The organism is Holophagales bacterium, from assembly GCA_016699405.1.
Classification (GTDB): domain Bacteria; phylum Acidobacteriota; class Thermoanaerobaculia; order Multivoradales; family JAGPDF01; genus JAAYLR01.
This window is the reverse complement of the sequence record CP064972.1, coordinates 157802-182835: the sequence shown is the minus strand read 5'-3', so window position 1 is coordinate 182835 and position 25034 is coordinate 157802. Positions and strand designations below refer to the sequence as shown.

19 protein-coding genes are annotated in these 25034 nt (G+C 71.4%); 12 read left to right on the top strand and 7 right to left on the bottom strand.

The features are described 5' to 3' along the window. The first annotated feature begins 18 nt into the window (after nt 1-18). The 9 genes from IPJ17_00795 to IPJ17_00755 all read left to right on the top strand — a co-directional run bounded on the left by IPJ17_00795 (nt 19) and on the right by IPJ17_00755 (nt 11374). Nucleotides 19-2721, top strand: coding sequence for a VWA domain-containing protein (locus tag IPJ17_00795; protein QQR74172.1), 2703 nt, complete (start codon nt 19-21; stop codon nt 2719-2721). Between the two features lie 14 nt (nt 2722-2735). Further along, entirely contained in the window at nt 2736-3389 is a 654-nt protein-coding gene (locus tag IPJ17_00790; GenBank protein ID QQR74171.1) for a hypothetical protein, read from the top strand. A 226-nt stretch (nt 3390-3615) separates the two neighbouring features. Next, a complete protein-coding gene (locus IPJ17_00785) occupies nt 3616-4230 on the top strand; it encodes a 4Fe-4S dicluster domain-containing protein (GenBank protein QQR74170.1) in 615 nt (204 codons plus the stop codon). Next, the gene (locus IPJ17_00780) at nt 4227-5099 is read left to right on the top strand and encodes a CoB--CoM heterodisulfide reductase iron-sulfur subunit B family protein (GenBank protein QQR74169.1); all 873 of its coding nucleotides are present in this window, start codon (nt 4227-4229) and stop codon (nt 5097-5099) included. Before IPJ17_00785 ends, IPJ17_00780 begins: the two co-directional genes overlap by 4 nt. Continuing rightward, on the top strand, nt 5099-7126 hold the full coding sequence (locus tag IPJ17_00775) for a CoB--CoM heterodisulfide reductase iron-sulfur subunit A family protein (GenBank protein QQR74168.1): 2028 nt from the start codon (nt 5099-5101) through the stop codon (nt 7124-7126). The genes IPJ17_00780 and IPJ17_00775 overlap by 1 nt, the downstream gene beginning before the upstream one ends. A gap of 16 nt (nt 7127-7142) precedes the next feature. Next, nucleotides 7143-7628, top strand: coding sequence for a hydrogenase iron-sulfur subunit (locus tag IPJ17_00770; protein QQR74167.1), 486 nt, complete (start codon nt 7143-7145; stop codon nt 7626-7628). Further along, nucleotides 7625-8485 (top strand): 4Fe-4S dicluster domain-containing protein, encoded by an 861-nt coding sequence (locus IPJ17_00765; protein ID QQR74166.1) that lies wholly within the window; start codon nt 7625-7627, stop codon nt 8483-8485. Before IPJ17_00770 ends, IPJ17_00765 begins: the two co-directional genes overlap by 4 nt. Nucleotides 8486-9449: 964 nt before the next feature. After that, entirely contained in the window at nt 9450-10397 is a 948-nt protein-coding gene (locus tag IPJ17_00760) for an FAD/NAD(P)-binding protein (protein QQR74165.1), read from the top strand. 236 nt (nt 10398-10633) lie between these two features. Beyond that, the gene (locus IPJ17_00755; GenBank protein QQR74164.1) at nt 10634-11374 is read left to right on the top strand and encodes an energy transducer TonB; all 741 of its coding nucleotides are present in this window, start codon (nt 10634-10636) and stop codon (nt 11372-11374) included. A 64-nt stretch (nt 11375-11438) separates the two neighbouring features. On the opposite strand, the gene IPJ17_00750 is transcribed toward IPJ17_00755, so the two are convergent. From IPJ17_00750 to IPJ17_00725, 6 genes are all read right to left on the bottom strand, one after another. Continuing rightward, entirely contained in the window at nt 11439-12878 is a 1440-nt protein-coding gene (locus IPJ17_00750; GenBank protein QQR74163.1) for a M28 family peptidase, read from the bottom strand. Between the two features lie 13 nt (nt 12879-12891). Next, nucleotides 12892-14193 carry an ABC transporter permease gene (locus IPJ17_00745; protein QQR74162.1) on the bottom strand — a complete coding sequence of 434 codons (1302 nt, stop codon included), beginning with the start codon at nt 14191-14193 and terminating at the stop codon, nt 12892-12894. Next, the gene (locus IPJ17_00740) at nt 14186-15439 is read right to left on the bottom strand and encodes an ABC transporter permease (protein ID QQR74161.1); all 1254 of its coding nucleotides are present in this window, start codon (nt 15437-15439) and stop codon (nt 14186-14188) included. Before IPJ17_00740 ends, IPJ17_00745 begins: the two co-directional genes overlap by 8 nt. Further along, a complete protein-coding gene (locus IPJ17_00735) occupies nt 15436-16131 on the bottom strand; it encodes an ABC transporter ATP-binding protein (GenBank protein ID QQR74160.1) in 696 nt (231 codons plus the stop codon). Before IPJ17_00735 ends, IPJ17_00740 begins: the two co-directional genes overlap by 4 nt. Nucleotides 16132-16166: 35 nt before the next feature. After that, on the bottom strand, nt 16167-17381 hold the full coding sequence (locus IPJ17_00730; GenBank protein QQR74159.1) for an efflux RND transporter periplasmic adaptor subunit: 1215 nt from the start codon (nt 17379-17381) through the stop codon (nt 16167-16169). 178 nt (nt 17382-17559) lie between these two features. Next, nucleotides 17560-20568: a tetratricopeptide repeat protein gene (locus tag IPJ17_00725; GenBank protein ID QQR74158.1), complete on the bottom strand. Its 3009-nt coding sequence runs from the start codon at nt 20566-20568 to the stop codon at nt 17560-17562. Between the two features lie 155 nt (nt 20569-20723). Here IPJ17_00725 and IPJ17_00720 point away from each other — a divergent pair, with 155 nt between their 5' ends. The 3 genes from IPJ17_00720 to xseB are packed head-to-tail and all read left to right on the top strand — an operon-like array spanning nt 20724 to nt 22901. After that, nucleotides 20724-21272 carry a hypothetical protein gene (locus IPJ17_00720; GenBank protein QQR74157.1) on the top strand — a complete coding sequence of 183 codons (549 nt, stop codon included), beginning with the start codon at nt 20724-20726 and terminating at the stop codon, nt 21270-21272. Between the two features lies 1 nt (nt 21273). Then, nucleotides 21274-22641: an exodeoxyribonuclease VII large subunit gene (gene xseA / locus IPJ17_00715; protein QQR74156.1), complete on the top strand. Its 1368-nt coding sequence runs from the start codon at nt 21274-21276 to the stop codon at nt 22639-22641. Further along, nucleotides 22638-22901 carry an exodeoxyribonuclease VII small subunit gene (xseB, locus tag IPJ17_00710; GenBank protein ID QQR74155.1) on the top strand — a complete coding sequence of 88 codons (264 nt, stop codon included), beginning with the start codon at nt 22638-22640 and terminating at the stop codon, nt 22899-22901. The genes xseA and xseB overlap by 4 nt, the downstream gene beginning before the upstream one ends. Before the next feature lie 10 nt (nt 22902-22911). Here xseB and IPJ17_00705 read toward each other — a convergent pair whose 3' ends face one another. After that, nucleotides 22912-25002 carry an MASE1 domain-containing protein gene (locus tag IPJ17_00705; protein QQR74154.1) on the bottom strand — a complete coding sequence of 697 codons (2091 nt, stop codon included), beginning with the start codon at nt 25000-25002 and terminating at the stop codon, nt 22912-22914. Nucleotides 25003-25034 lie beyond the last annotated feature (32 nt).

Sequence of the window (25034 nt, the reverse complement as noted above, 5' to 3'; positions counted from 1 at the left end):
ATTGCTGGAGGATCCGGCGTGCGAACCCACCGACACCCGTTGTCGTCGCTCCTGTTCCTGCTTCTCTCCCTGTCGCCGACCCTGGCGGCAGGTGGCGCTGCGCCTCCGGCCGCGCCGGCGGCTGCCGCCACGACGAACGAAGGCGAGCGCGCCTTCTTCCAGGACGGCCCCGCCTGGCTGTTGCCGAAGGAGGAGCGTGAGCGGGTGTTGGCGCTCGATCCGCCCGATCGCGAGCGCTACGCCCGGGAGTTCCTGGCCAACGATCCCCTCCCGGCGACGCCGCTCAACGAGCTCGAGATCGCCGTCGAACGCCGACGCCAGCTCGTTCAGCGAGAGCTGCTGGGTTTCGGCGACGACCGGGCGCGCCTGCTCTTCCTGCGCGGCAAGCCGGCCAACCGCGAGACGATCGAGTGCGGTCAGGTCTACCGACCGATGGAGCTCTGGACCTACGGCAGCGGCGAGGCGGCGCGTCACCTCGTGCTCTACCGCCCGGGCCCGGGACGCCCGTTCCGGCTCTGGCTGCCGACCGACGGCAAGCGCGTGCTCTACATCGAGGAGATGGAGTACCTGCTCGAACAGTGGCAGCAGCTCCGGGCTCGCCTCTCGGGAAAGCGCATCGACCTGCGGATGTGCGACAAGGCGGCGACGGTCGACAAGGTCACCGGGGTGGGAGGGATCTTCGACTTCGCCCGCGATCGGCCGACCGACGCGGAGGTCAACGCCTTCGTCGCGCCGCCGGCCGATCTCGGCGCGTGGGCGCGCGAGGCCGCGGCGACGCCGCTGCCGGAGCATCCGGTGCTGCCGGTCAGCGAGGCGCGACTGAGCTTCCCGGCGGCGCGCGGACAGCGGCTCGTCGCCCGCCTGCTCATCGGCATCCCCGCCGGGGCGCCGATCGTTGCGGCGGTCGAGGAGAAGAAGCCGGACGTCTCGGCCGCGACGCCGGCGCCGGCCGCCGCTGCGACGCCCGCACCGAAAGAGGCGCCGAAGCCGGCGGCCACTCCAGGGGCGACGCCGGCAGCACCGGCGCCGCCGGCGGCGACCGAGGCCCCGAAGGAGACGAAGCGCGAGCTCCGGCTGGCGGTCGAAGGACGAGTCGAGCAGGGTGGGCAGGTCTTCGAGGAGTTCCGCAATCGCTTCGTCCTGCCGCCCGGCGAGGTCGGAGGCGCGATTCCGCCGCTCGCGCTCATCGTCGAACGGGCGCTGCGTCCCGGCGAAGAGTTCCTGCTGCGCGTGCGCGTGCGGGACGAAGTGGGCGGCGCCGAAGCCTATGTCTCGCGCGCCTTCACCGTGCCGGCCGAGGCGACCCCCGAGGTGCTGCCGCCGGTCCCCGAGGGAACGATCGTCGCGCTGACCGATCAACTCGCCGAAGAGCGCTTCCCCGGAAAGGACAGCCTCCTTCTCGTGCCGCCGGCCGAGGACGTCGTCTTCGGTCTCTGGCGGGCCGAGGCGATCGTCACCGGAGAGCGCGTCCGCAAGGTGGTCTTTTCGGTCGACGGCAAGGCCCAGGTGACCAAGGCGGCGCCGCCGTGGAGCGCCGAGCTCCGGCTGCCCAACCTGCCGAAGGAGCAGGTGGTGCGCGCCGAGGGTCTCGACGAGAAGGGAGCGGTCGTCGTCTCCGACGAGGTGGTGCTCAACCAGCCGCAGGGCGAGCCGAAGGTGATCTTCCTCGCGCCACCGCGCGGCGCCCGCCTCACCGGCGAGGTGACGGCGCGCGCCGGCGTCGTCGTGCCCGAGGGGCATCGGGTCGAACAGGTCGAGTTCCGGGTCAACGACCAGGTCGTGGCGACGCTGACCCAGCCGCCGTGGGAGACGAAGGTCCGGGTGCCCGAGCAGGGCGAGGTGACCTTCCTCACCGTCACCGCGATCTTCAGCGACGGCGCGCGGGCCGAGGACGTGCGCTTCCTCAACGTGCCGCAGCACCTCGAGCAGGTCGAGGTCAATCTGGTCGAGCTCTACACCACGGTGCTCGACGGACAGGGCCGACCGGCCGACGGCCTCGTCGCCGAGGACTTCACCGTGCTCGACGAGGGGCGGCCGCAGAAGCTCGACAAGTTCGAGCAGGTGGTCAACCTGCCGCTCACGCTCGGCATCGCGCTCGACCTCTCGGGTTCGATGCAGGGTTCGCTCGCCGAGGCCAAGCGCGCCGCGGTCGGCTTCCTCGACTCGGTGCTGACGCCGCGCGATCGCTGCTTCGCGGTCGGCTTCTCGACGAGGCCGGAGCTGTTGATGCCGCCGACCGCCGACGCCAAAGCGCTCGAAGCCGCTTTCGCCGAGCTGCCGGCGGTCGGGATGACGGCGCTTCACGACGCGATCGTCTTCAGCCTGCACTACTTCCGCGGCACCAGCGGACGGCGCGCCCTGGTCCTGCTCTCCGACGGCGACGACACCTCGAGCGCCGTGCCCTTCCGCGACGCGCTCGAGTACGCGCGTCGCAGCGGCGTGGTGATCTACACCGTCGGTCTCGACGTCGGCATGGGAGCCATCGAGGTGCGAAGCAAGCTGAAGGCGCTCGCCGAGGAGACCGGCGGGCGCGTTTTCTACATCTCGAAGGCCACCGAGCTCGCCGGCGTCTACGACCAGATCGAGCGCGAGCTGCGCAGCCAGTACCTGCTCGCCTTCACGCCCGATCAGCAGGGGGAGAGCGGGGTCTTCCGCAAGGTCGAGGTGAAGGTGAAGAAGAGCGGCTTGAAGGCGCGCGCGGCGCGCGGCTACTATCCGTGACCTCCGGAGCCGTCATGCGCCCATCGATCCTGCTGCCGCTGCTCGCCCTGCTCGCCGCACCTCCGGCTGCGGCGGCACCTGCCGCGGGCCGCGACTTCGAGTTCGCCAAGCTCAACCGCGGCTACAAGAACCTGATGGCCGAGGCGCCCGAGTACAAGAACGGCTCGCTCAGCGTGCGCCTGTCGTCACCGCGCCAGGCGCTGATCGTCAAGTCGCATCGCCTCCACCTCGAACCGCTCGGCGACGGGACCTTCCGCGCCACGCTGGGCATCGAGTTCTACGGCAACGGCTGGCTGGTGGCCGACGTGGCGTACGGCAGCGTCGCCCAGAAGCTCGAGGACCAGCTCTTCGTCCCGCCACAGAAGATCGAGGTCCCGGCGCGCGTGCGGGTCGAGCGCGAGGCGGGCGGCTACCGCTTCCGCGCCACCGAGCTCCCGAAGCAGGTGACGGTCGAGATCCACAGCCGGCTCGCCTCCCAGATCGTCGGCCTCTGCGACGGTGCGGCGATCCTGGCGCTCGGCCAGCTCGACTGCGGTGGCGTCGAGCGCTCGCTGACCCGGGTCGCCGTGCCGCTCCCCGGGCCAGGCGGCGAGTTCTTTCTCGGCAACGACGAGATCGGTGCGGAGGAGCGCGCCGCGCTCGAGTCGCTTCTCGCCGGGCGTCGCTGAGTCGCGACGGCTCTGGAGCGTGCGCCGGCGGCAACGGCCGCCGACGGCGGGCAGCGAATCCTCTCTCCGGCCGGAGGCTTCTCCGGTTGCGAAAGTTCGCCCGGAAACCTCGCGATTCCCCTGATAAATCATCGATTTGGGCCTACCGCACGCCGCGCCGCGGCGTTACCATGACCGATGGCTGAGTCCGCCTCTCCCCGACGGACTTCCCCTGAGGTCAACCCTGATGAGCTCTCCTGATCCGAACACCGTCCACTCGGGCGGTCCTTCGCTTGCCGTGCAGATCGAGAGGATGAGCGGCGAGCGCGCTGCGCGCTGCTACCAATGCGGCAAGTGCTCGGCCGGGTGTCCGATGACCGAAGAGACGACGCTGCGTCCGCACGACGTGATGCGTCTCGTCGCCCTCGATCGCCGCGACGAGCTTCTCGACCACGAGTCGCTCTGGCTCTGCCTGGCCTGTGAGACCTGCGCCGAGCGCTGCCCGAACGGTTGCGACCCGGCACGCACGATCGACGCGCTGCGCGAGCTCGCGCTCGCCGCGGCGGATTCCGCGCCGCATCCGCGGCGGTCCGGTTCGCGCGCCGTTCGCGCCTTTCATGCCGCATTCCTCGACCAGATCCGTCTGACCGGCCGCTCCTTCGAGCTCGGTCTGGTCGCCGACTACAAGCTGCGCACCGGTGCGCTCTGGCAGGACGTCGCAACGGTGCCGGGCCTGGTCGCCCGCGGCAAGCTCGGCCTGGTTCCCCACACGATCGCGGGCGTTGCCGAGGTGCGGCGGATCTTCGCCCGCTGCGAGGCGCGCCGGGACGAAAGACCGGGCGGAGAGGAGGCGAGCGCGTGAAGATCGGCTACTACCCCGGCTGCTCGCTCCACGGCACGGCGCGCGAGCTCGACGAAAGCCTGCGCGCCGTCGCCGCGCCGCTCGACCTCGAACTGACGGAGGTCGAGGACTGGTCCTGTTGCGGCGCCTCGTCGGCGCACGCCGCCGGACATGAGCTCGCGGTGGCGCTGCCGGCGCGCAACCTCGCGTTGGCGGCCGAACAGGGGCACGACCAGGTCCTCGCGCCCTGCGCCGCCTGCTACAACCGTCTGGCTCAGGCCCGCCTCGCGGTGGAGCGAGATGCCGATCTCCGGGCCGCGCTGCCGGACCTGCTCGGCCGCCCCTTCTCCAACTCCGTCGCGGCGCGCAATCTCGTCGACATCCTCCACGAGCGGCGCAACCTCCTCCGGGAGCGGGTGACCCGACCGCTCACCGGCCTCAAGGTCGCCTGCTACTACGGTTGCCTCCTGGTGCGGCCCTCGGCGCGGCTCGGCTTCGACGACGCCGAGGAGCCGGTCTCGATGGAGCAGGTGATTCAGAGCCTGGGCGCGACGCCGATCGCCTGGAATCGACGCCTCGACTGTTGCGGCGGCGCCTTCTCGGTGGCGCGCACCGGCTCGGTCATCCGCCTGAGTCGGGCGGTGCTCGAGGACGCCCGATTGGCGGGAGCGGAGGTGCTCGCGGTGGCCTGTCCGATGTGCCACTCGAACCTCGACTTCCGACAGCAGGCGTTGCTGCGGCGAGGAGAGAAGACGCTGCCGGTCCTGTACCTGACCGAGCTGGTCGGCCTGGCCCTCGGCCTGCCGGCCGAACGTCTCGGGCTCCTGCGCCACTTCGTCGACCCGCGCCCGCTTCTCGCGAAGCTCTCGGCGGCGCCGGAGGTGCACTGATGTCGGCGCGCATCGGCGTCTTCGTCTGCCACTGCGGCGAGAACATCGGCCGTACCGTCGACAGCGCCCGCGTGGCGGCGGCGCTCGGCGAGCTGCCGGGCGTGGTCTGCTCGGTCGACGCGAAGTACATGTGCTCGGATCCCGGGCAGGCGATCGTGCGCCAGGCGATCGTCGAGCACCGCCTCACCGGCGTCGTGGTGGCGGCCTGCTCGCCCCACATGCACGAGAAGACCTTCCGGCGGGCCGCCGCCGGAGCCGGGCTGAATCCGTTCCTCTGCGAAATGGCCAACATCCGCGAGCACTGCTCGTGGATCCACGAGGACCGCGAGGCGGCCACCGAGAAGGCGATCGACCTGACCCGGCTGATCGTCGAGAAGGTGAAGCGCAACGTCCCCCTCGAGACGATCCGGATTCCGGTCGAGCGCCGGGCGCTCGTCATCGGCGGCGGCATCGCCGGCATCCAGGCGGCGCTCGATCTCGCCGACGGCGGGGCCGAGGTGGTGCTGGTGGAGAAGGAGCCGTCGATCGGCGGGCACATGAGCCAGCTCTCCGAGACCTTCCCGACGCTCGACTGCTCGCAGTGCATCCTCACGCCGCGGATGGTGGAGGTCTACCAACATCCGCGCATCCGCCTGCTGGCCTGGAGCGAGGTGGAATCCGTCGAGGGCTACATCGGCAACTTCCGGGTGAAGATCCGCCGCAAGGCGCGCAGCGTCGACGAGACGAAGTGCAACGGCTGCGGGGCGTGCCAGAAGGCGTGCGTCATGAACCGCATCCCGAGCGAGTTCGACGAGGGGCTCGGCAAGCGCACGGCGATGTACGTGCCCTTCCCGCAGGCGGTTCCGAACATCCCGGTGATCGACCGCGCGAACTGCGCCTACTTCAAGGCCAAGGCGCGCGGAGCGAAGAAGGAGGCGTGCGCGAAGTGCCGCGAGGCCTGCAGTCGCGACGCGGTCGATTTCGCCCAGGAGGACACCTTCGTCACCGAGAAGGTCGGGGCGATCGTCGTCGCCACCGGGTTCGAGCTCTATTCGATCGGTCGGGAGCAGACCACCGCCGGAGTCAAGGGGTACGGTGAGTACGGCTACGGCAGTATTCCCGACGTCATCGACGGACTGCAGTTCGAACGACTCGCCTCGGCCTCCGGGCCGACGGGCGGGAAGATCCTGCGACCCTCCGACGGCCGGGAGCCGAAGCGTGTCGTCTTCCTCCAGTGCATCGGCTCGCGCGACCCCGCCAAGGGGATCGACTACTGCTCGAAGATCTGTTGCATGTACGTGGCCAAGCACACGATGCTCTATCGCCACAAGGTGCACGACGGCCAGGCGACGGTCTTCTACATGGACGTTCGCGCGGCGGGCAAGGGTTACGACGAGTTCACGCGCCGGGCGATCGAGGAGGAGGGTGCGATCTACCTGCGCGGTCGGGTGTCGCGGCTCTATCGCGACGGCGACGTCGTGCAGGTGGTCGGCTTCGACACGCTCTCCGGTTCTCCGGTGAAGATCGCCGCCGACCTGGTCGTGCTGGCGACGGCGATGCGTCCGCGGCGCGGGATCGAGGCACTCGCCCAGAAGCTCTCGGTCTCGTACGACCGCCACGGCTTCCTCAACGAGGCCCACCCGAAGCTGCGCCCGGTCGAGACCAACACGGCCGGTGTCTATCTCGCGGGAGCCTGTCAGGCACCGCGCGACATCCCCGACTCGGTGGCGATGGCGAGCGCCGCAGCGGCCAAGATCCTCGGTCTCTTCTCCAATCGGGAGCTCGAGCGCGAGCCGACGGTGGCCTGCGTGAATCCGGCGCTCTGTGCGGGCTGCTTCCACTGCGAAAGGGTCTGCCCCTATGGCGCCGTCGAGCACCGCGAGCTGCGGGATCGAGCGGGGCGCCCCACGAAGGTCGTCGCCGAGGTGAACCCGGGCGTCTGCCAGGGTTGCGGCACCTGTCAGGCGACCTGCCCGTCCAAGAGCGTCGAGCTGATGGGATTCACCGACGAGCAAATCTATGCGCAGGTCAACGCGCTCGCCCTCTGAGCGCGGAGAGGTCACGATGTCCGTCACGTCCTCGTCAGAAATCTCCGACACCGCCCCGCCGGTCGGTCGGTCGGTGCCCTTCGAGCCCCACCTCACCGCCTTCGTCTGCAACTGGTGCACCTACACCGGTGCCGATCTCGCCGGCACCAGCCGGTTGCAGATGGAGCCGTGCGTCCGCGTCGTCCGGCTCCCCTGCACCGGGAGGATCGACCCGCTGTTCGTCCTCAAGGCGTTCGAGCGCGGTGCCGACGGGGTGATCGTCAGCGGCTGTCATCCGGCCGACTGCCATTACACCTCGGGCAACTACCACGCCCGTCGCCGCTTCGCCCTGCTCAAGGAGCTGCTGCTCTTCCTCGGGGTGCCGGAGGAGCGCCTCACCTTCTCGTGGGTTTCGGCCTCCGAGGGGCAGAAGTGGCGGGAGGTGGTCAACGGCGCCACCGAGCGCGTGCGCCGCCTCGGGCCGTTCACCGACTACCGGGCGCTCGCCGGGAGGGTCGCATGAACGAGCTCCAGGAGCTTGCCGGCCGCCTGCTCGCGGAGGGCACGGTCCAGGTCGTCATCGGCTGGGGGGAGGGTCCTCGCGGAGTCCGTCCTGCCTTCGTGCGCGAGCCCGGCGAGGCCTCACGGCTGATCTTCGACGAGCGCTGTACGCAGAATCTGGTGGCCTACCTCTCGCCGCGGCGATCGCACGTCGCGCGGCTCGGACGCCCTGCCGTGGTGGTGAAAGGGTGCGACGCGCGCGCCGTCGCCGGCCTGTTGCGCGAGGGCCAGCTGCGCCGCGAGGAGGTCGTCGTCATCGGTGTGCGCTGTGGCGGGGTGCTCGACGACCCCGCCGGCGAGGCGCCGACGACCGCCGACCGCTGTCTCGATTGTGCCTCGCGCGAACCGAAGCTCGCCGATCACCTGGTCGGCGAGCTGCCGCCGCCGCCCGCTGGCACGGCGCGACGCGAGGCACGGCTCGACGAGCTCGCCGCGCGCTCGGACGCCGACCGCTGGGCGTTCTGGCAAGAGGAGCTGGGGCGCTGTGTGCGTTGCCAGGCCTGTCGCCAGGCCTGCCCGCTCTGTTTCTGCGAGCGCTGCGTGGCCGACAAGACCGAGCCGCAGTGGATCGAGTCGTCGCCGCACGGGCGAGGCAACTTCGCCTGGCACGTGACGCGGGCGCTGCATCTGGCGGGTCGCTGCACCGATTGCGGCGAGTGCCAGCGCGCCTGCCCCCTCGACATTCCGCTCGGACTGATCAACCTCCGGCTCGCCCGCGTCGTCGCCGAGCGCTTCGGCTATCAGGCGGGCGACGACCCGACCGTCCCGGCCCCGATCGGTGCCTACCGCCTCGACGATCCCCAGGAGTTCATCCTGTGAAGCCCGCGACGATGCTCTCCTCGACCCAGCTTGACGGGCTCCTCCACGACCTGCTCGCCGCCGGAGTCGAGATCATCGGTCCGGCGCGCGGACGCGACGGGCGGATCGACTACCAGTCGCTGACCTCGCCCGAGGCGCTCGTCCTCGACGGTGGGGTGCCGCGCCGCTCGCTCAAGTCGACCTTCCTTCCCGCCACCGAGCCGCTCTTCGCCTGGCGCCTGAAGCGGGGCGATGTCGAGATCGAGTCCGTGCCGACGAGCTTCGCGCCGCGCGTGGTGATCGGAGCGCGACCCTGCGACGCCGCCGGGGTGGAGGTGCTCGACCGCGTCATGGGCTGGGACTACCGCGACGAGCTCTGGTTCGGCCGGCGCGCCGCGACGACGGTGCTGATCGTCGCCTGCGACGGCGGCGATCGCTCCTGCTTCTGCACCTCGGTCGGTCTCGGTCCGGACGCGACGCGAGGTGCCGATGTGCGCCTGGTGCCGGTCCCCGGCGGCTTCCGCGTCGACATCCTCTCGGAGAAAGGGGAGCGGTTCGCGGCGATGCACGCGGACCGGTTCGCCACCGCCGGCGAGATCCCCGAGGCCGAGGCGTTCCTGTCGCAGGCGCGGTCGCGGCACGTGGCCCCGTGGGGCGGTTCCCCGGCCGCGGTCGAGCGCTGGCTCGGCGAGCACTTCGAGCACGAGCTCTGGGGTGAGGTGGCGTTGCGCTGCCATGGCTGCGGGGCGTGCGCTGCCGTCTGTCCGACCTGCCACTGCTTCGACATCGTCGACGAGCCCGACGGGGTGATGCACGGGACGCGGCGGCGCAACGCCGATACCTGCCAGACGGCGCGCTTCACCGTGCACGCCTCCGGGCACAACCCACGGGCCGACCAGGCGGCACGCCTGCGGCAACGGGTCCGGCACAAGTTCCAGATCTACCCCAGCCGCTTCGGTCAGGTGCTCTGCACCGGCTGTGGGCGATGCAGCCGGGCCTGCCCGGGAGGCGTCGACTTGCCGGAGATCCTGACGCGCCTCGAGGCGCTCGCCGGCCCCACCGCCGGCGACACGCCCCTCACATCCGTCGCGGGAGGTGTCGCGTGAACCTCTACGAGCCGTACCGGGCGAAGATCGTCGACCGGATCGACGAGACGCCGGATACCCGGACCCTCCGCCTCGAGCTCTCGGACCCCGAGGTCGCGAGCTCGTTCACCTTCAAGGCCGGTCAGTTCGGCGAGTACACGGCCTTCGGCGCCGGCGAGTGCACCTTCTGCATCGCCTCGCCGCCGACCCGGCCGGGCTATCTCGAGTGCAGTTTCAAGACGGTCGGCAAGACCACCCGGGCGCTGCGTGCCCTCGACATCGGCGACACGGTCGGCTTCCGCGGGCCCTACGGGAACTGCTTTCCGCTCGAGCGGATGGAGGGCAAGAAGCTGGTCTTCATCGCCGGCGGCATCGGCCTCGCCCCCGTGCGCTGCGTGATCTGGAACGCCCTCGACCTGCGCGATCGCTTCGACGAGGTGACGATCGTCTACGGGGCGCGCAGTGTCGCGGACCTCGTCTACAAGCGCGAGCTCGCCGAGTGGGCCGCCCGGCCGGACGTGAAGCTCTGGCAGACCGTCGATCCGGGCGGGGAGAGCGCCGACTGGACCGGCGAGGTGGGGTTCGTGCCGGCCGTCGTCGAAAAGGCGGCCCCGGTCGCGGAAGACGCCTTCGCCATCGTCTGCGGACCGCCGGTGATGATCCGCTACACCCTGCCCGTCCTCGCTCGTCTCGGGTTTCCCGGCGAACGGATCTACACCACGCTGGAGAACCGGATGAAGTGCGGCCTCGGCAAGTGCGGGCGCTGCAACATCGGGTCGGTCTACGTCTGCAAGGACGGGCCGGTGTTTACGGCCGAAGAGCTCGCGCGGCTGCCCGCCGAGTACTGACCCGTCGCCATCGCCCGGCGTCCCCAGCGGGAGACGCCGGCCTCCCCGCCGGGGCACGCCGTTTGGGACGCGTGCCCGGCGGAAGCTGTCGCCTGCCCTCTCGAGCTCACTCCCGCGGCGTCTCACCGCCCCGGAATGTTTCTTGCAGCGGCTCTCCGGCGTCTAACCAGGAAACGCGGCGGGGCCGCCTTCCCGCGGCCCGCCGGAGTCCGGCGAAGCCGGGAGAGGAGGCGGCCGTGTTCGAGAGCCCGTCGATGTCGACTCGCAGCAGCTTCTCGCCACGCGCGCGGGTGGCGGTGCTCGGCACCGCGGTCTCGGCACACCTCGCGCTGCTCGGCTTCGCGACGCTGGCGAGCCTCTGGCGCATCGTCCCGGTCGCGGTGCCGCAGCCGACCGAGGCGTTCATCTCGGTGACGCTGCCGCCGCTCGAGGAGCCGATCCCGCAGGCCCCGCGGCCGCGCGAGCGCGGTGGCGGGGGAGGCGAGCCGTCGATTGCAGCGGTGGCTGCCGAGACGACGGCTGTGCGACCGATCGTCCAGCCGACGACCTCCGACCTGCCGACCGCCACCACGGCGACCCTCGACGGACCGGTCGGTTCCGCGATCGGCGTCGCGGACGGCCCCGGGGTGGGCCCCGGCAGCGGTCCCGGGAGCGGCGAAGGGATCGGCAGCGAGATCGAGGCCGCGCCGATTCCGGTCGCCGGGGCGGTGATCGCTCCGGTGGTCCTCTCGCGCATCGAGCCGCACTATCCGCAGGCGGCGATCCTCGTGCGACGTCAGGGGGTCGTGGTGGTCGAGGCCGAGATCGACACGCAGGGGACGGTGCGCGGCGTGCGGGCGATCGGTCCGCGCCTCGGCCTCGGTCTGGAAGAGTCGGCGATGGAGGCGGTGCGTGCCTGGCGCTTCAGCCCGGCCCGGCTGGGCTCGCGCCCGGTGGCGGTCTATTTCCGGCTGACCGTGCGCTTCACGCTGCGGTGAAGACTGCGGAGTCAGGGGGACGGGGACAGGCTGAGGCCTGTCCCCGCCGGCAGGTGCGCTCGGGTCAGTTGTCCCAGCGCGCGGCGCTGCCGGACTCGAAACCGTCGGTGAAGATCGCCGTCGAGCCGACCTGGCGGACCAGGGCGGCCGCGCTCATGCGCAGGATCTGCAGGCCCATCTGCTGGGTGATCTGGCCCGGCAGATCGGTCGTCCGGTGGTAGTGCGGATAGAGGTCCCAGTCGTTCTCGATCGCCAGCAGCGCGACACGGTTGGCCTCGAGGAACGGCTGGTGGTCCGACCCCCAGGCGCTGAGCGACTCGACGATGGCGAGGGTGGTGAAGTCGACGGCGGCCTGGGCGAAGAGAGCTTGCCAGGTCGCGCCCACCGGCTCGGTCTCGAGCAGGCAGTCGAGCTCGGCGTCGGCGGTGTAGCCGATCATGTCGAAGATCAGCACGCCGCGGAGCTTGGCGAGGTCGCCGGTGGCGGTGAGGTCGTCGACGTAGTCGTAGCTGCCGTAGAGCCCCTGCTCCTCGCCGGAGAAGCAGATGAAGATCATCGTGGCGTCGGGCGGGTGAGCCGCGAACAGCCGCGCTATCTCCAGCACGCCGGCGCAGCCCGAGGCGTTGTCCTCGGCACCCGGGGCAGCTGCGGAGGCGTTCTCGGAGGTCGAGTCGTAGTGTCCTCCGACCACGTACCAGTCGTTCGGCAGGCGGGTGCCGGGCAAGGTGGCGATGACGTTCCAGCCGGTGCTCGTTCCCACCGGGAAGCTCGTGGTGACGGTCGAGATCCCGGGGAGCGCCGCGAAGGTGGTGGCGAGCCAGTTGCGTGCCGAGAGGATCTGGGACCCGCGCGTCCAGCGGTTCCAGCCCGCCAGCATCGAGAGATCGGAGAACCAGCGCGCGGCATCGAGCTCCCCGAGCAGCGCCTCGATCTGCGGATCGCCGAGGGCCTCGGCGTTCGGCAGGTGACGTCGGGCGAGGATGCGGTCGGGGACGAAGGGGAGGAGCTGCTCGCCGACCCGGTCGGGCCCCGGCCCCGGAGCGGTCGTCGTTGGGCCCGCGGGGTCGCCCGACCAGGGCGCGAGCTCGACGACCGCCCAGCGGCCGCCGGTGGTCAGGACGCGCCCGAGGGAATCGGCCGCCGACCGTCGTCCGCCGTGCCAGAGGCGCAGCCGTTCGGCTCGTACCTCTGGATAGCGAGCGGCGACGGTCGTTCCCGCCCGCTCGGTCGCGGTCGCCAGCTCGAGGCTGGAGGCACCGCCGGCGCGGGAGCAGAGCAGCAACTCCCGATCGGCTTCGATCCAGTAGTCGACCGCGGCGAGCGCCCGCAACCGCTCGGCGAGCGGGCTTGAGCCGGACTCGATGCGGGCGACGACACACGCGTCGCCGCGCCCTGCGGCGAACGCAGCGAGCGCGGCGGGTGGGGTGAGCAACAGGACGAGAGCGGCCGAAAGGGCGGCCGCGACGAACGGCGAGCGGGCTGCCGGGGCGTGTCCGGGGAGCATCCCGGCTAGGGTACTACCGCATCGCCTCCATCGGGGAGAGGCGCGCGGCACGGACGGCGGGATAGAGGCCGAAGACGAGCGCCAGCGCCAGGGCGATGGCCCAGGCGGCGGCGAGGCCGTAGGGGTTGACCACCAGCCCCCAGGGGAACTTGTCGGAGAGGGCGCGACAGAGCGCGCTCCCGCCGAGCGTGCCGATCGACGCGCCGATCGCCGCCAGCACCACCGCCTCGAGCAGGAACTGCACCAGGATCTGGTGATCGTCGGCGCCCATCGCCTTGCGCAGGCCGATCTCGTAGCGACGGTCGGAGAAGGAGATCAGCATCACCGAGAGGACACCGACGCCGCCGACCAGCAGCACCGTGCCGGCGAGGCTGAAGAGCACCACGCTCCAGCCGTGGATCTGGTTGTCGAAGTCCTGCCGCGCCCGGACCAGCTCGGCGTCGAGGTTCTTGATCTCGACGTCGTCGATGCCGTGGTGGGCCTGCTTGACGCGCGCGAGCATCGCCGCCGAGACCTCGTCGAGGGCGTCGGCATCGGCGAGCTTGACCGCCACGTGCGCCAGCTGGTGCTCGGGGTCCATGCGGTCCATGTAGGTCTCGAGCGGCAGCAGCACGCCGTTGGCGTCCATGTACATCTCGTCGTTGAAGATCATCCCGCCCGCCTGCACGCCGACGATGCGGAACGGCACCCCCTCGATCACCAGATCGCGGCCCACCGGGTCACTGCCGCCGAAGAGCTTCGAGGCGAGCGTCGCCCCGACGACGGCGACCGTCGAGCGCCGCCGCTGGTCGTCGGCGGTGAGATTGCGGCCGAGGCCGATCGGGCGGTTCATCAGGAAGGCGTAGTCGGCCGTGACGCCGTTGACGAAGATCCGCTCCGAGCCGCCAGCGGTCCGCACCACGCTGCGGCGGGTGGCGCGCGGCGAGAATCCCGCCACCTGCGGATGCGGGGTGGTGATCCGCGACAGGTCCTCGTAGCGCAGCCCGGGGCTCATCGCGAAGCGCTTCTGCTGCTCGGAGGTCTTCGCCGAGCGCGGCGCGAGCATCACCGTGCCGTCCCAGCTCATGCCGGCGAATCCCGTGGCGACCTTGTCCTTGATGCCGTCGAGCACCGAGGTCATCACCACCAGGGCGAAAACGCCGAGCATCAGCAGGGTGAGCGTCAGCGTGGAGCGCAGCTTGTGCGCCCAGAGCTCGCGCAGGCCGCCGGTGACGACCTCCCAGACGAGGGCGGCACGGACCCCGAAGCTGCGGCGGCGCCGGGGCGCCGCCGGCTCGCGCACCGCCGGCGGGGAGAGGGCGAGGGATTCACTCATAGCGCAGCGCCTCCATCGGCGACTGCCGGCTGGCCTTGATCGCGGGGTAGAGGGCGAAGAGGAAGCCGAAGACCACGGCGAGCCCGGTCGCCCAAAGGAAGCTCATCGGCGCGAGCGACATCGGGATGCCGATCGACGAGGTGATGATCCAGGAAAAGAGGATGCCGATGGCGAAGCCGGCGAGACTGCCGAGCAGGGTGAGCAGGAGCGCCTCGGTCATGAACGCCTTGAAGATCTCCGCTCCGGGGGCGCCGATCGCCATCTTCACGCCGACTTCGCGGACCCGCTCCTTGAGCGAGGCGAGCTGGATGTTGACGTTGACCATGCCGCCGCCGAGCAGCGCGAGGACGCCGGAGAGCATGAAGACGACGTTGTAGATGTCGCCCTGCGAGAGCTGTCGCTGCAGCCTCTTGGCCACGTCGTCGAGGCGAAAGTCCTTCTGCAGGCGGTGGTTGGTGGTGACGAGCGAGGACAGCTCCTGGGAGAAGTCGGCCATCGCCTTGAGGTCGGGAACACGGAAGGTGATGCGGTCGAGCCGGTGGTATTCGTCGCCGTTCATCCGCGCGGCGACGAGCAGCGACGGGACGGCGATGATCCGGTTGCGCCAGGAGAAGATGTTGTGCTGCCCCTCGCGGAAGCGGAAGACCTTCTCCCGGAAGACGCCGACGACGGTGGCGGGCACGTCGCCGATGCGGATGGTGCGGCCGACGATGTCGCCGGTCGGGAAGAAGACGCTCGCCGCCTCCGAGCCGAGCACCACCACGGGTGCGCCGCTTGCCAGGTCGTGGGAGGAGAGGCCGCGCCCGTGCTCGATCTCGTAGCCGTTCATCGCCACGTAGTCGGCGCCGATCCCGGTGACGTCGCGCTCCTGGTCGGCGAACTCCGACCGGACCCGCGCGCGCGCCCGGCGCTGCAGGCTGGTGGCGTTGGCGGCCTTGGCGGACGGCACGCGTTCGCCCTCGATCAGGTCCTGCATGCGCAGGCCGAGATTGGCGTTGGCGAGTGCGCTCGGCGTGCCGTCGGCGACGATGTCGGTCGGCATCACGTTCAGCTTGTCGATGCCGCCGATCCTGGCGAAGATGCGCTCGGCCTGACGGCGCTGGCTGTCGGAGATCGAGAAGCCGCCGAGCACCGAGGCGACCCCGAGCACCACCCCGAGCGCCTGCAGCACCGAACGGCCGGGGTTCTCGCGGATCTCGATCCACGCCTCGCGCAGCCGCTCGCGAAACGCTCCGGAGCTTCTCATGCCGCCGCCTGCGCCGCCTCGACGTGCACCAGGCCGTCGCGCAGCTCGACGCGGCGCTCGGCGAGCGCCGCGATCGCCGGGTCGTGGGTGACCAGCACCAGGGTGTTGCCCTGGGCGTGGAGCTCGCGGAAGAGGGCGAGCACCTCCTGCCCGGTCTTCGAGTCGAGGGCCCCGGTCGGCTCGTCGGCAAGCAGCAACGCCGGTCGGTTGGCGAGCGCGCGGGCGATGGCGACACGCTGTCGCTGACCGCCGGAGAGCGCTCCCGGCAGCACGTTGGCCTTCTCGGGGATACCGACCTGGGCGAGCAGCTCGAGCGCTCGCTCGCGCCGCTCGCGCCGCGGCACCCCGGCATAGAGCATCGGCAGCTCGACGTTGCGTTGCACCGAGGCCTTGGGCAGCAGGTTGTACTGCTGGAAGACGAAGCCGACGCTCTCGTTGCGGATCGCCGCGAGCTCGGCGCCGGCGAGCTTCTCGACCTGGCGCCCGGCGAGCGCGTAGCTCCCGCCGGTGGGCGTGTCGAGGCAGCCGAGGATCGCCATGAGCGTGCTCTTGCCCGATCCCGACGGGCCGATCAGGGCGACGAACTCGCCCGCTCGGACCTCGAGGTCGATGCCACGCAGGGCGTGGACGGCGGTGCCGTTGCTGCCGAAGGTCTTGGTCAGGCTTCGGGTGGCGATGATCGAGGAAGTCATGGGATCCTTCGCTTCGCTCAGGATGAGGCTTCGCCTCAGTTGTTCTCGTCGTCCTTCTCGACCTTCTTGCGCGTCACGTCCTCGAGCGCCACCTGATCGCCGGCCTTGAGGCCGTCGAGCACTTCGACGCGCTCGAGCGTCGCGACGCCGGCCTGGATCGTCACCGGCTCGAAGTAGTCCTTCCAGTTCTCCGACAGCCAGACGAACTTGCTGCGCCCGGCGAGCCCTTCGCGTGCCTTGGCGAGCTGCTTCGGCTCGAGGTCGGCCTTCAGGCGGTAGGTCACCGTCTCGCCCTCGCGGCGCTGCAGCGCTTCGAGCGGGATCGACAGCGCCGCGTCGCGGCGCTCGCCGAGGATCTCGACGTTGGCGCTCATCCCGGTGCGGAAGGACGGGTCGAGCTGGTCGAGGGCGACCTCCACTTCGAAGACCTTGATCTTCTCGACCAGCTTGGCGGCCGGCGCGACGAAGCGCACCTTGCCGGCGAAGGTCTTCTGCGGGTAGGCGTCGAGGGTCACGCGCACCGGCTGGCCGACGTGCACCTTGGCGATGTCGACCTCGTTGAGATTGACGCGGATGATCAGCGACTTCAGGTCGGCGACCGTGAAGAGCACCGTCCCGGCATTGAACGAGGAGACGCCGGAGGTGACCGTCTCGCCGAGCTCGACGCCCTTCTTGATGACCACGCCGGCCATCGGTGCGGTGACGCGTGCCTTCTGCGTCGAGGCGTCGCCGGAGATCGGGATCCCGCGGTCCTCGACGATCTGGTAGCGCGTGCGCGAGGTGAGCAGCGTGTCGGCGGCGATGTCGCGCGCCGCCTGGTAGCTGCGCAGCTGCTCGCTGCCGATCAGCCCGTTGTCGTAGAGCGACTTCTGGGCGGCGAGATCCCGTTCCGCCTCGCGCAGCCGCAGCTCGGCGGTGCCGACGGCGGACTTCACGTCGGAGAGCGACTGGGCCTGGTTGACGTCGGGCTCGACCTCGGCGAGGACGTCGCCGGCGGCAACCGTGTCTCCTTCGCGCACCCGCAGCCCGAGCACGCGGCCGGAAACCGTCGACTTGACCTCGACCTTGATCTCCGGATCGACGACGCCGACCTCGCGCACGCTCACCTGCAGGTCCTCGGCCTGGACCTTGCCCAGGCGGAAGGGCGGCTCCTCCTCCTTCGGCTTGGCGGAGGTGGTGGCGCGGGCGACGACCAGACTGGCGCCCACGAGAACGACGGCAAGCACGACGATCAGCCTCTTGTTCCGCATGAGAAAACCCCTCTCGTTTCCTTCGATTTCGGACATCGCGGCGCCGGGTTCGGGCTCGGGAGTGGTCGCTTGGCTCCGCATCACGTCCTCTCCTACGAGGGGCGGGAGCGAAAGTTCCAGTCGGCGGCACGAAGGGCGCCGCCCGAAATCGGAGGAGCCGGAAGGGAATGCGGGCGGCTCAGCCGCCTGTGCCGACGCCGGAGAGCGGCAGGCCGGCATGCGTCGCGGCGTCCAGGATCTCGCGGTGGAGGCGGATCTGGAAGAGAAAGCGGCTGCGCTGCGCCGGTTCGAGGAACGACGTCTGGCGCATCAATTCGGCGTAGGCGCGCTCGAGCAGCGGTTGGGGATCCTCGGCCGCGAGCCCGCGTTGGCGCAGCCAGATCGCAGCGCGGTGGAGATGGAAGTCGAACGGTTCGTCGGCGGGGCGAGCGTCGTCGAGCGCCTCGAGGCGCGTGGCGAGGAGGCCGGCATGGCGGCTGATCGCCTCGACGTCGTTGGCGGCGATCGCCACCTCGAGGCGTCGGGCGAGATCGCGCAGGGCGAGCGACGGCTTGCCGGATTCGCGGTGGATCCGTTCGGCCTCGGCGAGGCAGCGGTCGGCTTCGACGAACTGCTTCATGCCGAGCAGGATGCGACCGAGCAGGTGTTCGGCGTCGGCACGCGATTCGCCCTCCGGCAGCAGCGAGAGATCGAAATGCGCGCGGCGCGCCTCGTCGAGCGCCGACCGGAGCTGGCCGAGATCGTAGTGGTTCTCGGCCACCGCGAGGCGGGCGATCGCCTCGCCCTGACGGTCGTCGCGACCCTCACGCAGGGCGAGGGCGCGGCGGAGCCAGGGCGTCGCCGCGGCGAAATCGCCGAGTCGAGCGTGCGCCCTGCCGAGTCCGATGAGGGCGAAGCTCTCCTCGCCCTCCTTGCCATGCTCGGCGAGGATCTCCTCGGCCTCGCGGCAGTAGGAGAGGGCCCGCGGGTAGTCGCCGCGCGCCAGCATCAGGGCGCCGAGGGCGGAGAGCGACGCGGCGGTGGCCGCCGGGAGGCCGGCCTCGCGCCGGGTGAGCAGCGAGTCGCGGTAGAGCCGTTCGGCCTCGGCGAAGCGCCGGTCGTGCACCGCGGCGTTGCCGAGCAGGAACTGGCAGGTCGCGGCGAGGCCGGAGCGGCCGGCGCGGACGAACGCCTCGAGCGCCCGCTCGAGCAGGTCCCGTGCTTCGGCGCCGCGCCCCTGCCGCAACAGGACCCGCCCCAGCTCGACGACGAGCAGCCCTTTGCGCCGGTCGTCCCGTCCACTGGCGGCGGAGAGCGCCTGGCGCAGCAGCGACTCGGCCTCGCGGTGGCGGCCGGAGTTCTGGGCCAATTCGGCACGCAGCGTGGCGAGGGCGAGGAAGCGGTCGACCTCACCGCGCCGCTCGGCCAGGGCGAAGGCGCGGTCGAGCTCGCGCTCCTGCTCGTGCAGCTTGCCGACGCGCCGGGAGAGCGGCAGCAACGCCCAGAGGAGGTCGAATTCGAGCTCCTCCTCCTCGGGGCGACCGGTGAGCAGGGCCACCTCGCTGCGCAGGGCGGCGAGCAACTCCAGGCGCGGCACCTCGGAATGGGGGGACGAGACGACGGTGCGCAGCTGTTTCGCCCCGGCGAGGCTCCCGGCGAGAAGTCGATAGCTGTTCCAGCGCGACAGCGCCGTGCCGCCGGCGATGGCCATCCGTTCGCCGATCGCTCGGCGCGCCACCGGTTGCGTCTCGGCCGACAGCGTCGCGGCCAGGGCGCAGGCGTGGGCGGGCGTGGGCAGCTCGACGCCCTCGCCCCAGGGACCGTCGGCGGCGCGCAGCCACTGCGTGGCGAGATAGGTCGACTGCCAGCCGGTGGCCGTCGGCGTTCCCAGGTGCTCGGCTGCCCGCGCCAGCTCGTCGGGCGGGACGCGCTCGCCGGCGAGCGCCTGGAGCCGGAGCGGCATCGGATCGCCGAGGCGGGTCGCCTCGGCCTCGAGATGGCGGATCCAGCGGGGCGACGCGAGGTAGCCGGCGCCGGCATCGCCGCTGAAGAAGAACGAGCCGTAGATCCGACGCAGCTGGCGAACATTGGCGAGCTGGATGATCCCCTCTTCCAGGGCGAACGGGTTGCCGCCCGCCGCTTCGCGAAGGCGCTTCTCGACCGCCGGAGGGATCGACAGGCCATCGAGGGCCTGTCGGGCGACGACCTCCTCGGCCTCGCCGAAGAGCGGTGGAATGTGGAGGACGGTCGAGCGCCGGCACTCGTTCGGCCAGCGCGTCCCGGTCCGGCCGAGGAGCAGGAGGTGCAACCCCCGGCCGGCGCCACGGGCGAGCAGCGGGCGAATCGTCTCCCACTCCTCGGGGCTCGCCGCTTCGAGCCCGTCGAGGACGAGGAGCCGCTCCGTCGACTGCGCCGCGAGCGCCGCCATCCGCTCGGCCAGGGCCGGGGCGGGTAGACCGCGAGGGCTCGGCGCGCTGCCGTTCCCGAGTCGCTGGGTGAGCAGGGTGGCCAGATCGACCCCGGCGAGCCGCGCGGCTCGCCGCGAGCCGATCGACACCCAGATCACCTCCCCGCCGCGCTTCCGGGTCGTCTCCCAGGCGAGACGGGTCTTGCCGGTGCCCACCGGGCCGGTGATCCGGACGACCTCGGCGGCGTCGAGCGCTTCGGCGAGGGCGCGCTCCTCGACCTCGCGGGGCACCCAGCGCAGGCGCCGACCGAGCAGGTCGGAGTTGCGATACGGCGGGGGCGACGCAGCGGAGCGGTCGAGCGTGACGAGGGGGAAGGAGTGGCCGCTCGGCGAGTCGTAGGTCCCCGCCGAGATGAGCGAATGGGCGGTTTCGAGAGCCTGCGCGGCGCGCGTCGTCAGGTGGACGACTTGCGGAGCGAGTGTCGGGGTCTGTCGGGCGATGGCCTCGAGGACGGGGTCGGGGAGCAGGGCGAGCCCCTGCGGGCCGGAGCGAACCGTCGCCGGGAAGACGAGCCGGCGCGGCAAGTCGCGTTCGTCCGCCGCCAGTGCCAGGCGGTTGGCGGCGGCGACCGCGACGTCGACGACCTCCGGGTCTCCCGCGACCGGCAGGACGACCAGGAGCTCGTCGTCGATCCGAGTCACGCCAGGGAAGGTGGCGAGCGCCGCGATCAACGGGCCGGCGAGGCCCCCCTCCTGGCGATGCCAGAGCACCGCCGCCGGCAGCTCAAGCTGGGGGCTCACCGTCGCGGACTCGGGGGGTGGGATCGCCCCGACGCGGTTCGGCGGGCCGCTACGGGCCTTTGGTTCGGCGGACAAGCTGCTGATAGGATAGCAGTTAACAAGATCCGTGGCGGCCCGGCGCGGCCGCCCTTCGCCGCTTCCCCAGGAGAGACCCGATGTCGCCGCGACGCCTGCTCAATCGCCTGTACTACTTCACCGTCGAGGACGAGGGCATCCTCGCCGAGGCGGTGCCGAAGTTCGAGACCGACGCATTCTGCATCACCTACAAGGTGATCGGGACGGACGACGTGTTCGTCGGGACGGCCGAGATCAAGGACGCCATGGACCGGCACGACCTGCCCTACACGCTGCTCGGCGAAGAGGACTCGGCCCGGCTCTCGCTCTTCCACTCCGTGCAGTCGAAAGAGGAGCTCGCCGAATACGAGGACGCCCTGAAGGCGCTGGCACTCGCCCATCGGGCGATCGCCATGGCCTGCGTCGGCGTCAACGGCGACAACGACCTCGGCTTCCAGCACAGCTCCGGGGCGCGCGATTACACCTACTTCACCGCGCCGGCCGGCCATACCTTCATCTGGCGGCTCTTCTCCGACCGCGAAGACGCGGTCGCGTTCATGCGCAAGCGCACGGACGGCGACCGCAAGGCGGTGGAGTGGGCCGAGTCGCTGCCGCTGGCCACGGCCGACGTTCTCAAGTCGTTCCACTGACGTGGCATTCGGCTCGCTCGAGCCCACCTACACGGTCTCCCAGCTCGGCGGCGAGATCCGCGACCTGCTCGCCGAGGCGATGCCGTCGGTGTGGGTCGCCGGCGAGCTGCAGCGCCTGAAGTCGCACGCCAACGGACACCTCTATTTCGAGCTGATCGAGAAGGGGGACGCCGACCAGATCGTCGGCCGGCTCGACGGCGTGCTCTGGCGGGGCGATCTCGCCAAGGTGCGAGCGCTGCTCGGGCGCACCGGCCAGCAGCTCGCCGAAGGGCTGGCGATTCGCTGCCGGGTCGAGCTGTCGTTCTACCCGCCGGGCGGCCGGTTGCAGCTGGTCGTCCGCGAGGTCGACCCGGTTTTCACGCTCGGCCAGCTCGCCCGGCGCCGCCGCGAGACCCTGGCGGCGCTCGAGGCTGCCGGGCTCGTGGAGCTCAACCGGGGGCGCCGTCTCGCCGAGCTGCCGCTTACCCTGGCGCTCGTCACCTCCGAGGGGAGCGCGGCCTACCACGACTTTCTCGCCACGCTTCGCGAGAGCGGGTTCGGCTTCCAGGTCACGTTCGTGCACGCGGCGGTCCAGGGCAAGGAGGCGGAACGCGACGTCGCGGCGGCGCTCGCGCTCGCCGGCACGCTGCCGGTCGACTGTGTGGTCCTGGTGCGCGGCGGCGGAGCGCGGACCGACCTCGCGGCGTTCGACAGCCGCGCGGTCGCCGAGGCGGTGGCCCGCTGTCCGGTGCCGGTCGTCACCGGGCTCGGGCACGAGATCGACCAGTCGATCGCCGACCTCGTCGCTCACACCGCGGCGAAGACGCCGACCAAGGCCGGAGAGCTGCTGGTCGAGCGACTGCGCGGTGCCGAAGCGGCCTTCGTCCGACTGCGCGACGGTCTGATCCGCGAGGCCGGCGAACCGATCGCGCGGGCGCGGCGGCAGGTCGAGCGCGCCGGGCGGGGATTCGCCCTCGCCTCGCCGCGGCTCGGACGGATCGCCGATCGCTTGGCGGCGCTCGAGCGTGCGGTCGGGCGCGCCGGTGCGGCGCGACTGCGGGAGGCCGGCGGCCGTGTCGCCCATGCCGGAGCGCGGCTGGGTCGCGAATCGGCGCGGCGAATCGAGCGGTCACGCGGCGCGAGCGAGACCCTGGGGCGGCGGATCGCCGATCGTGCCGCCGCACGCCTGGCACTCGCCGCCGCGCGGCTCGCTGGCCACGGCCGGTTGCTCACCGAGCTCGGTCCTGAGCGTGTGCTCGCCCGGGGGTTCAGCCTCACCCGGCGGGCCGATGGAACGGTGTTGCGCGACGCGGCGACGGCGCGGCCCGGCGAGCGGCTGATCACGACCCTGGCGCACGGCAAGATCACCAGCCTGGTGGAGGACGCATGAGCCCGAAGACCCCCGACAGCCCGCCCGCCACCCCCGAGCCCGGCTTCGCCGCCGCGATGCGCGAGCTCGAGGCGATCCTCGCCCGCATCGAACGGGAAGAAGTCGACGTGGACCAGCTCGCCCTCGAGCTCGAGCGTGCCGCGGCGCTCGTCGAGGTCTGTCGCGGCAAGATCCGCCGCGCCGAGGTCGAAGTGACGCAGATCCTGCAGCGTCTCGAAGAGCTGCCGGCCGGTCCGGGCGCCGAGCCGAGCGCCGGCTAGCGCGGCGAGGTCATCGCCGCGTGGGCGCGAGCGACGGCAGGGCGAAGCTGAACGTCGCGCCCCGGCCGAGCTCTCCCTCGCACCCGACGCGTCCGCCGTGGCGCAGGACGATGCGCCGGGCGAGCGCCAATCCGACGCCGGTTCCCTCGAACTCGTGCGCGCCGTGCAGACGGTGGAAGACGCCGAAGAGCTTGCCGGCATAGCGCATGTCGAAGCCGACCCCGTTGTCGCGCACGCGGTAGACCGCCTCGCCTCCTTCGAGCACGCCTTCGACGGCGATCGTCGGTTGCGCTTGCCCCGACGAGAACTTCACGGCGTTGGAAAGCAGGATCTCGAAGACCTTGCGGAGCATCGGCGCGTCGCCGGACACGGCCGGCAGGTCGCCGATCGAGAAGGCGATCCGGGCGCGCGCCTGCAGATCCGGGACGGTTCGCGCAAACGCCTTCTCGGCCTCCTCCCGCATGGCGACGGTCGACCGCTCGAGACTGGCGCGGCCGGCCTGGGAGTAGGCGAGCAGATCGTCGATGAGCTGGCCCATCCGCTGGGCGTTCCAGCGCAGGGCGGAGAAGTGCCTCCTCGCCTCGTCGTCGAGCGCCGCGCCGTCGTCCTCGACCAGCACCGCCGCATAGCCGTCGATGGCGCGCAACGGGGCGCGCAGCTCGTGGGACACCGAATAGGAGAACGCCTCGAGCTCGCGGTTGGCCTCGGTGAGCTCGGCGGTGCGGACGACGACGCGCGCTTCGAGATCCTCGTTGAGGCTGCGGATCTCCTCTTCGGCGCGGCGGCGGGCGGTCAGGTCGCGCCCCACGGCGACGACCGAGCGGACCTCGCCGCGCTCGTCGTGCTCGGCCACGACCCGCCAATTGTGGCAGTCGATGCCGCCGTCGCCCTCGGTCGTCACCTCGCCCTCGAAGGCCGCTCCGGATTCGAGAACCGCGGTGACGGCCTGCGCGAGCAGACGCGCCTGCGGCTCGGGCGCGCCGAGCTCGCCGGGCGGCTTGCCGAGCAGGTGCGACGGCTCGCCGGAGATCATCGTGCGGAGGTTCTCGTTGGCGAAGAGGAACCGCCCGCGGTGGTCGAAGCGCATGACGACGTCCGGGAGGCTCTCGACGAGCGCGCGGTAGGTCGCTTCGCTCTCCGCCACCTTGAGGCGGGCGGTCTCGCGTTCGGCGACGAGAACGCCGACGACGAGCGGTACGGTGACGAGGAGCAGCTCGAAGACCTGCAGGGCGGTATGGCGTTCGACCCGCGCGACGGCGAGGAAGGGCCCCTTGCCCGCGATCGTCGACAAGGCGATCACGATCGCGACGACCGCGCCCGTCGTCGCCGCTCCGCGCGGCCCGAAGCGGACGCCGGCAAGCAGCGAGAAAGCCAGGGTGCTGACGAGCAACAGGACGCCCGTGACGTTGACCGGCAGCCGTTCGATCATCCACAGCGTGCCGACCGCGCCGGCGGCGGCGGCGAGCGCGGCGAAGAGCTTCTGGCGCCGGGAGAGCGGGTCGGAGCGCTGTTCGAGCCAGGCCACCGCCGGAGGGACGATGGCGAGGACGCCGAGGGCGTTCATCCGCCACCAGCCTCCCCAGCCGGAATAGAAGGCCATGTCCGGATGGCGCCAGATCAGCAGGCGGCCGAGCCACGACGCGGCGATGCTGGCCGTCGGGGCGGCGATCGCCGCCAGGAGGAGCACGCCGAAATCGCGCAGCCGCGAGAGCGCGCCGTCGAAGTCGAAGCCGCGGAGGAGGGCGGCCCCGAGAAGAGCCTCGGCGGCGCTGCCGACCCCGGCCGAGGCGGCCACGCCGAGGTCGTAGCCGAGATGCAGGCGTTGAACCGCCGTGCAGGCGACGATGATCCCGCACTCGCGGAGACCGAGCAGCCAGAGTCCGGCGACGCCGACGCCGGTGGGAAACCAGATGATCGCCTGATCGACCGCGGCGCCGTCTCCCTCGCGGAGCGCTGCGGCGACGAACAGCGCGAGCACGAACAGAAGCCGCTTGACGAGAGCCGCTCCTCGGCCTGACCACACGGATCCGCCCCCCCTCTCCGCCGCGGTAACGGCAAGTCGCAGCGTCGCCGGATCCGATTTTATTCTCGCCGGCGCCAAGGCGCGCGACGCGTTTGTATAGCCTCGCGAGC

Coding starts and splice junctions, on each gene's coding strand:
- IPJ17_00740 (QQR74161.1), bottom strand. CDS start 15,439: ATGAGAAGCTCCGGAGCGTTTCGCGAGCGGCTGCGCGAGGCGTGGATC.
- IPJ17_00785 (QQR74170.1), top strand. CDS start 3,616: ATGAGCTCTCCTGATCCGAACACCGTCCACTCGGGCGGTCCTTCGCTT.
- xseB (QQR74155.1), top strand. CDS start 22,638: ATGAGCCCGAAGACCCCCGACAGCCCGCCCGCCACCCCCGAGCCCGGC.
- IPJ17_00745 (QQR74162.1), bottom strand. CDS start 14,193: ATGAGTGAATCCCTCGCCCTCTCCCCGCCGGCGGTGCGCGAGCCGGCG.
- IPJ17_00770 (QQR74167.1), top strand. CDS start 7,143: ATGTCCGTCACGTCCTCGTCAGAAATCTCCGACACCGCCCCGCCGGTC.
- IPJ17_00760 (QQR74165.1), top strand. CDS start 9,450: ATGCAGCCGGGCCTGCCCGGGAGGCGTCGACTTGCCGGAGATCCTGAC.
- IPJ17_00790 (QQR74171.1), top strand. CDS start 2,736: ATGCGCCCATCGATCCTGCTGCCGCTGCTCGCCCTGCTCGCCGCACCT.
- IPJ17_00750 (QQR74163.1), bottom strand. CDS start 12,878: ATGCTCCCCGGACACGCCCCGGCAGCCCGCTCGCCGTTCGTCGCGGCC.
- IPJ17_00720 (QQR74157.1), top strand. CDS start 20,724: ATGTCGCCGCGACGCCTGCTCAATCGCCTGTACTACTTCACCGTCGAG.
- IPJ17_00765 (QQR74166.1), top strand. CDS start 7,625: ATGAACGAGCTCCAGGAGCTTGCCGGCCGCCTGCTCGCGGAGGGCACG.
- IPJ17_00735 (QQR74160.1), bottom strand. CDS start 16,131: ATGACTTCCTCGATCATCGCCACCCGAAGCCTGACCAAGACCTTCGGC.
- IPJ17_00730 (QQR74159.1), bottom strand. CDS start 17,381: ATGCGGAACAAGAGGCTGATCGTCGTGCTTGCCGTCGTTCTCGTGGGC.
- IPJ17_00775 (QQR74168.1), top strand. CDS start 5,099: ATGTCGGCGCGCATCGGCGTCTTCGTCTGCCACTGCGGCGAGAACATC.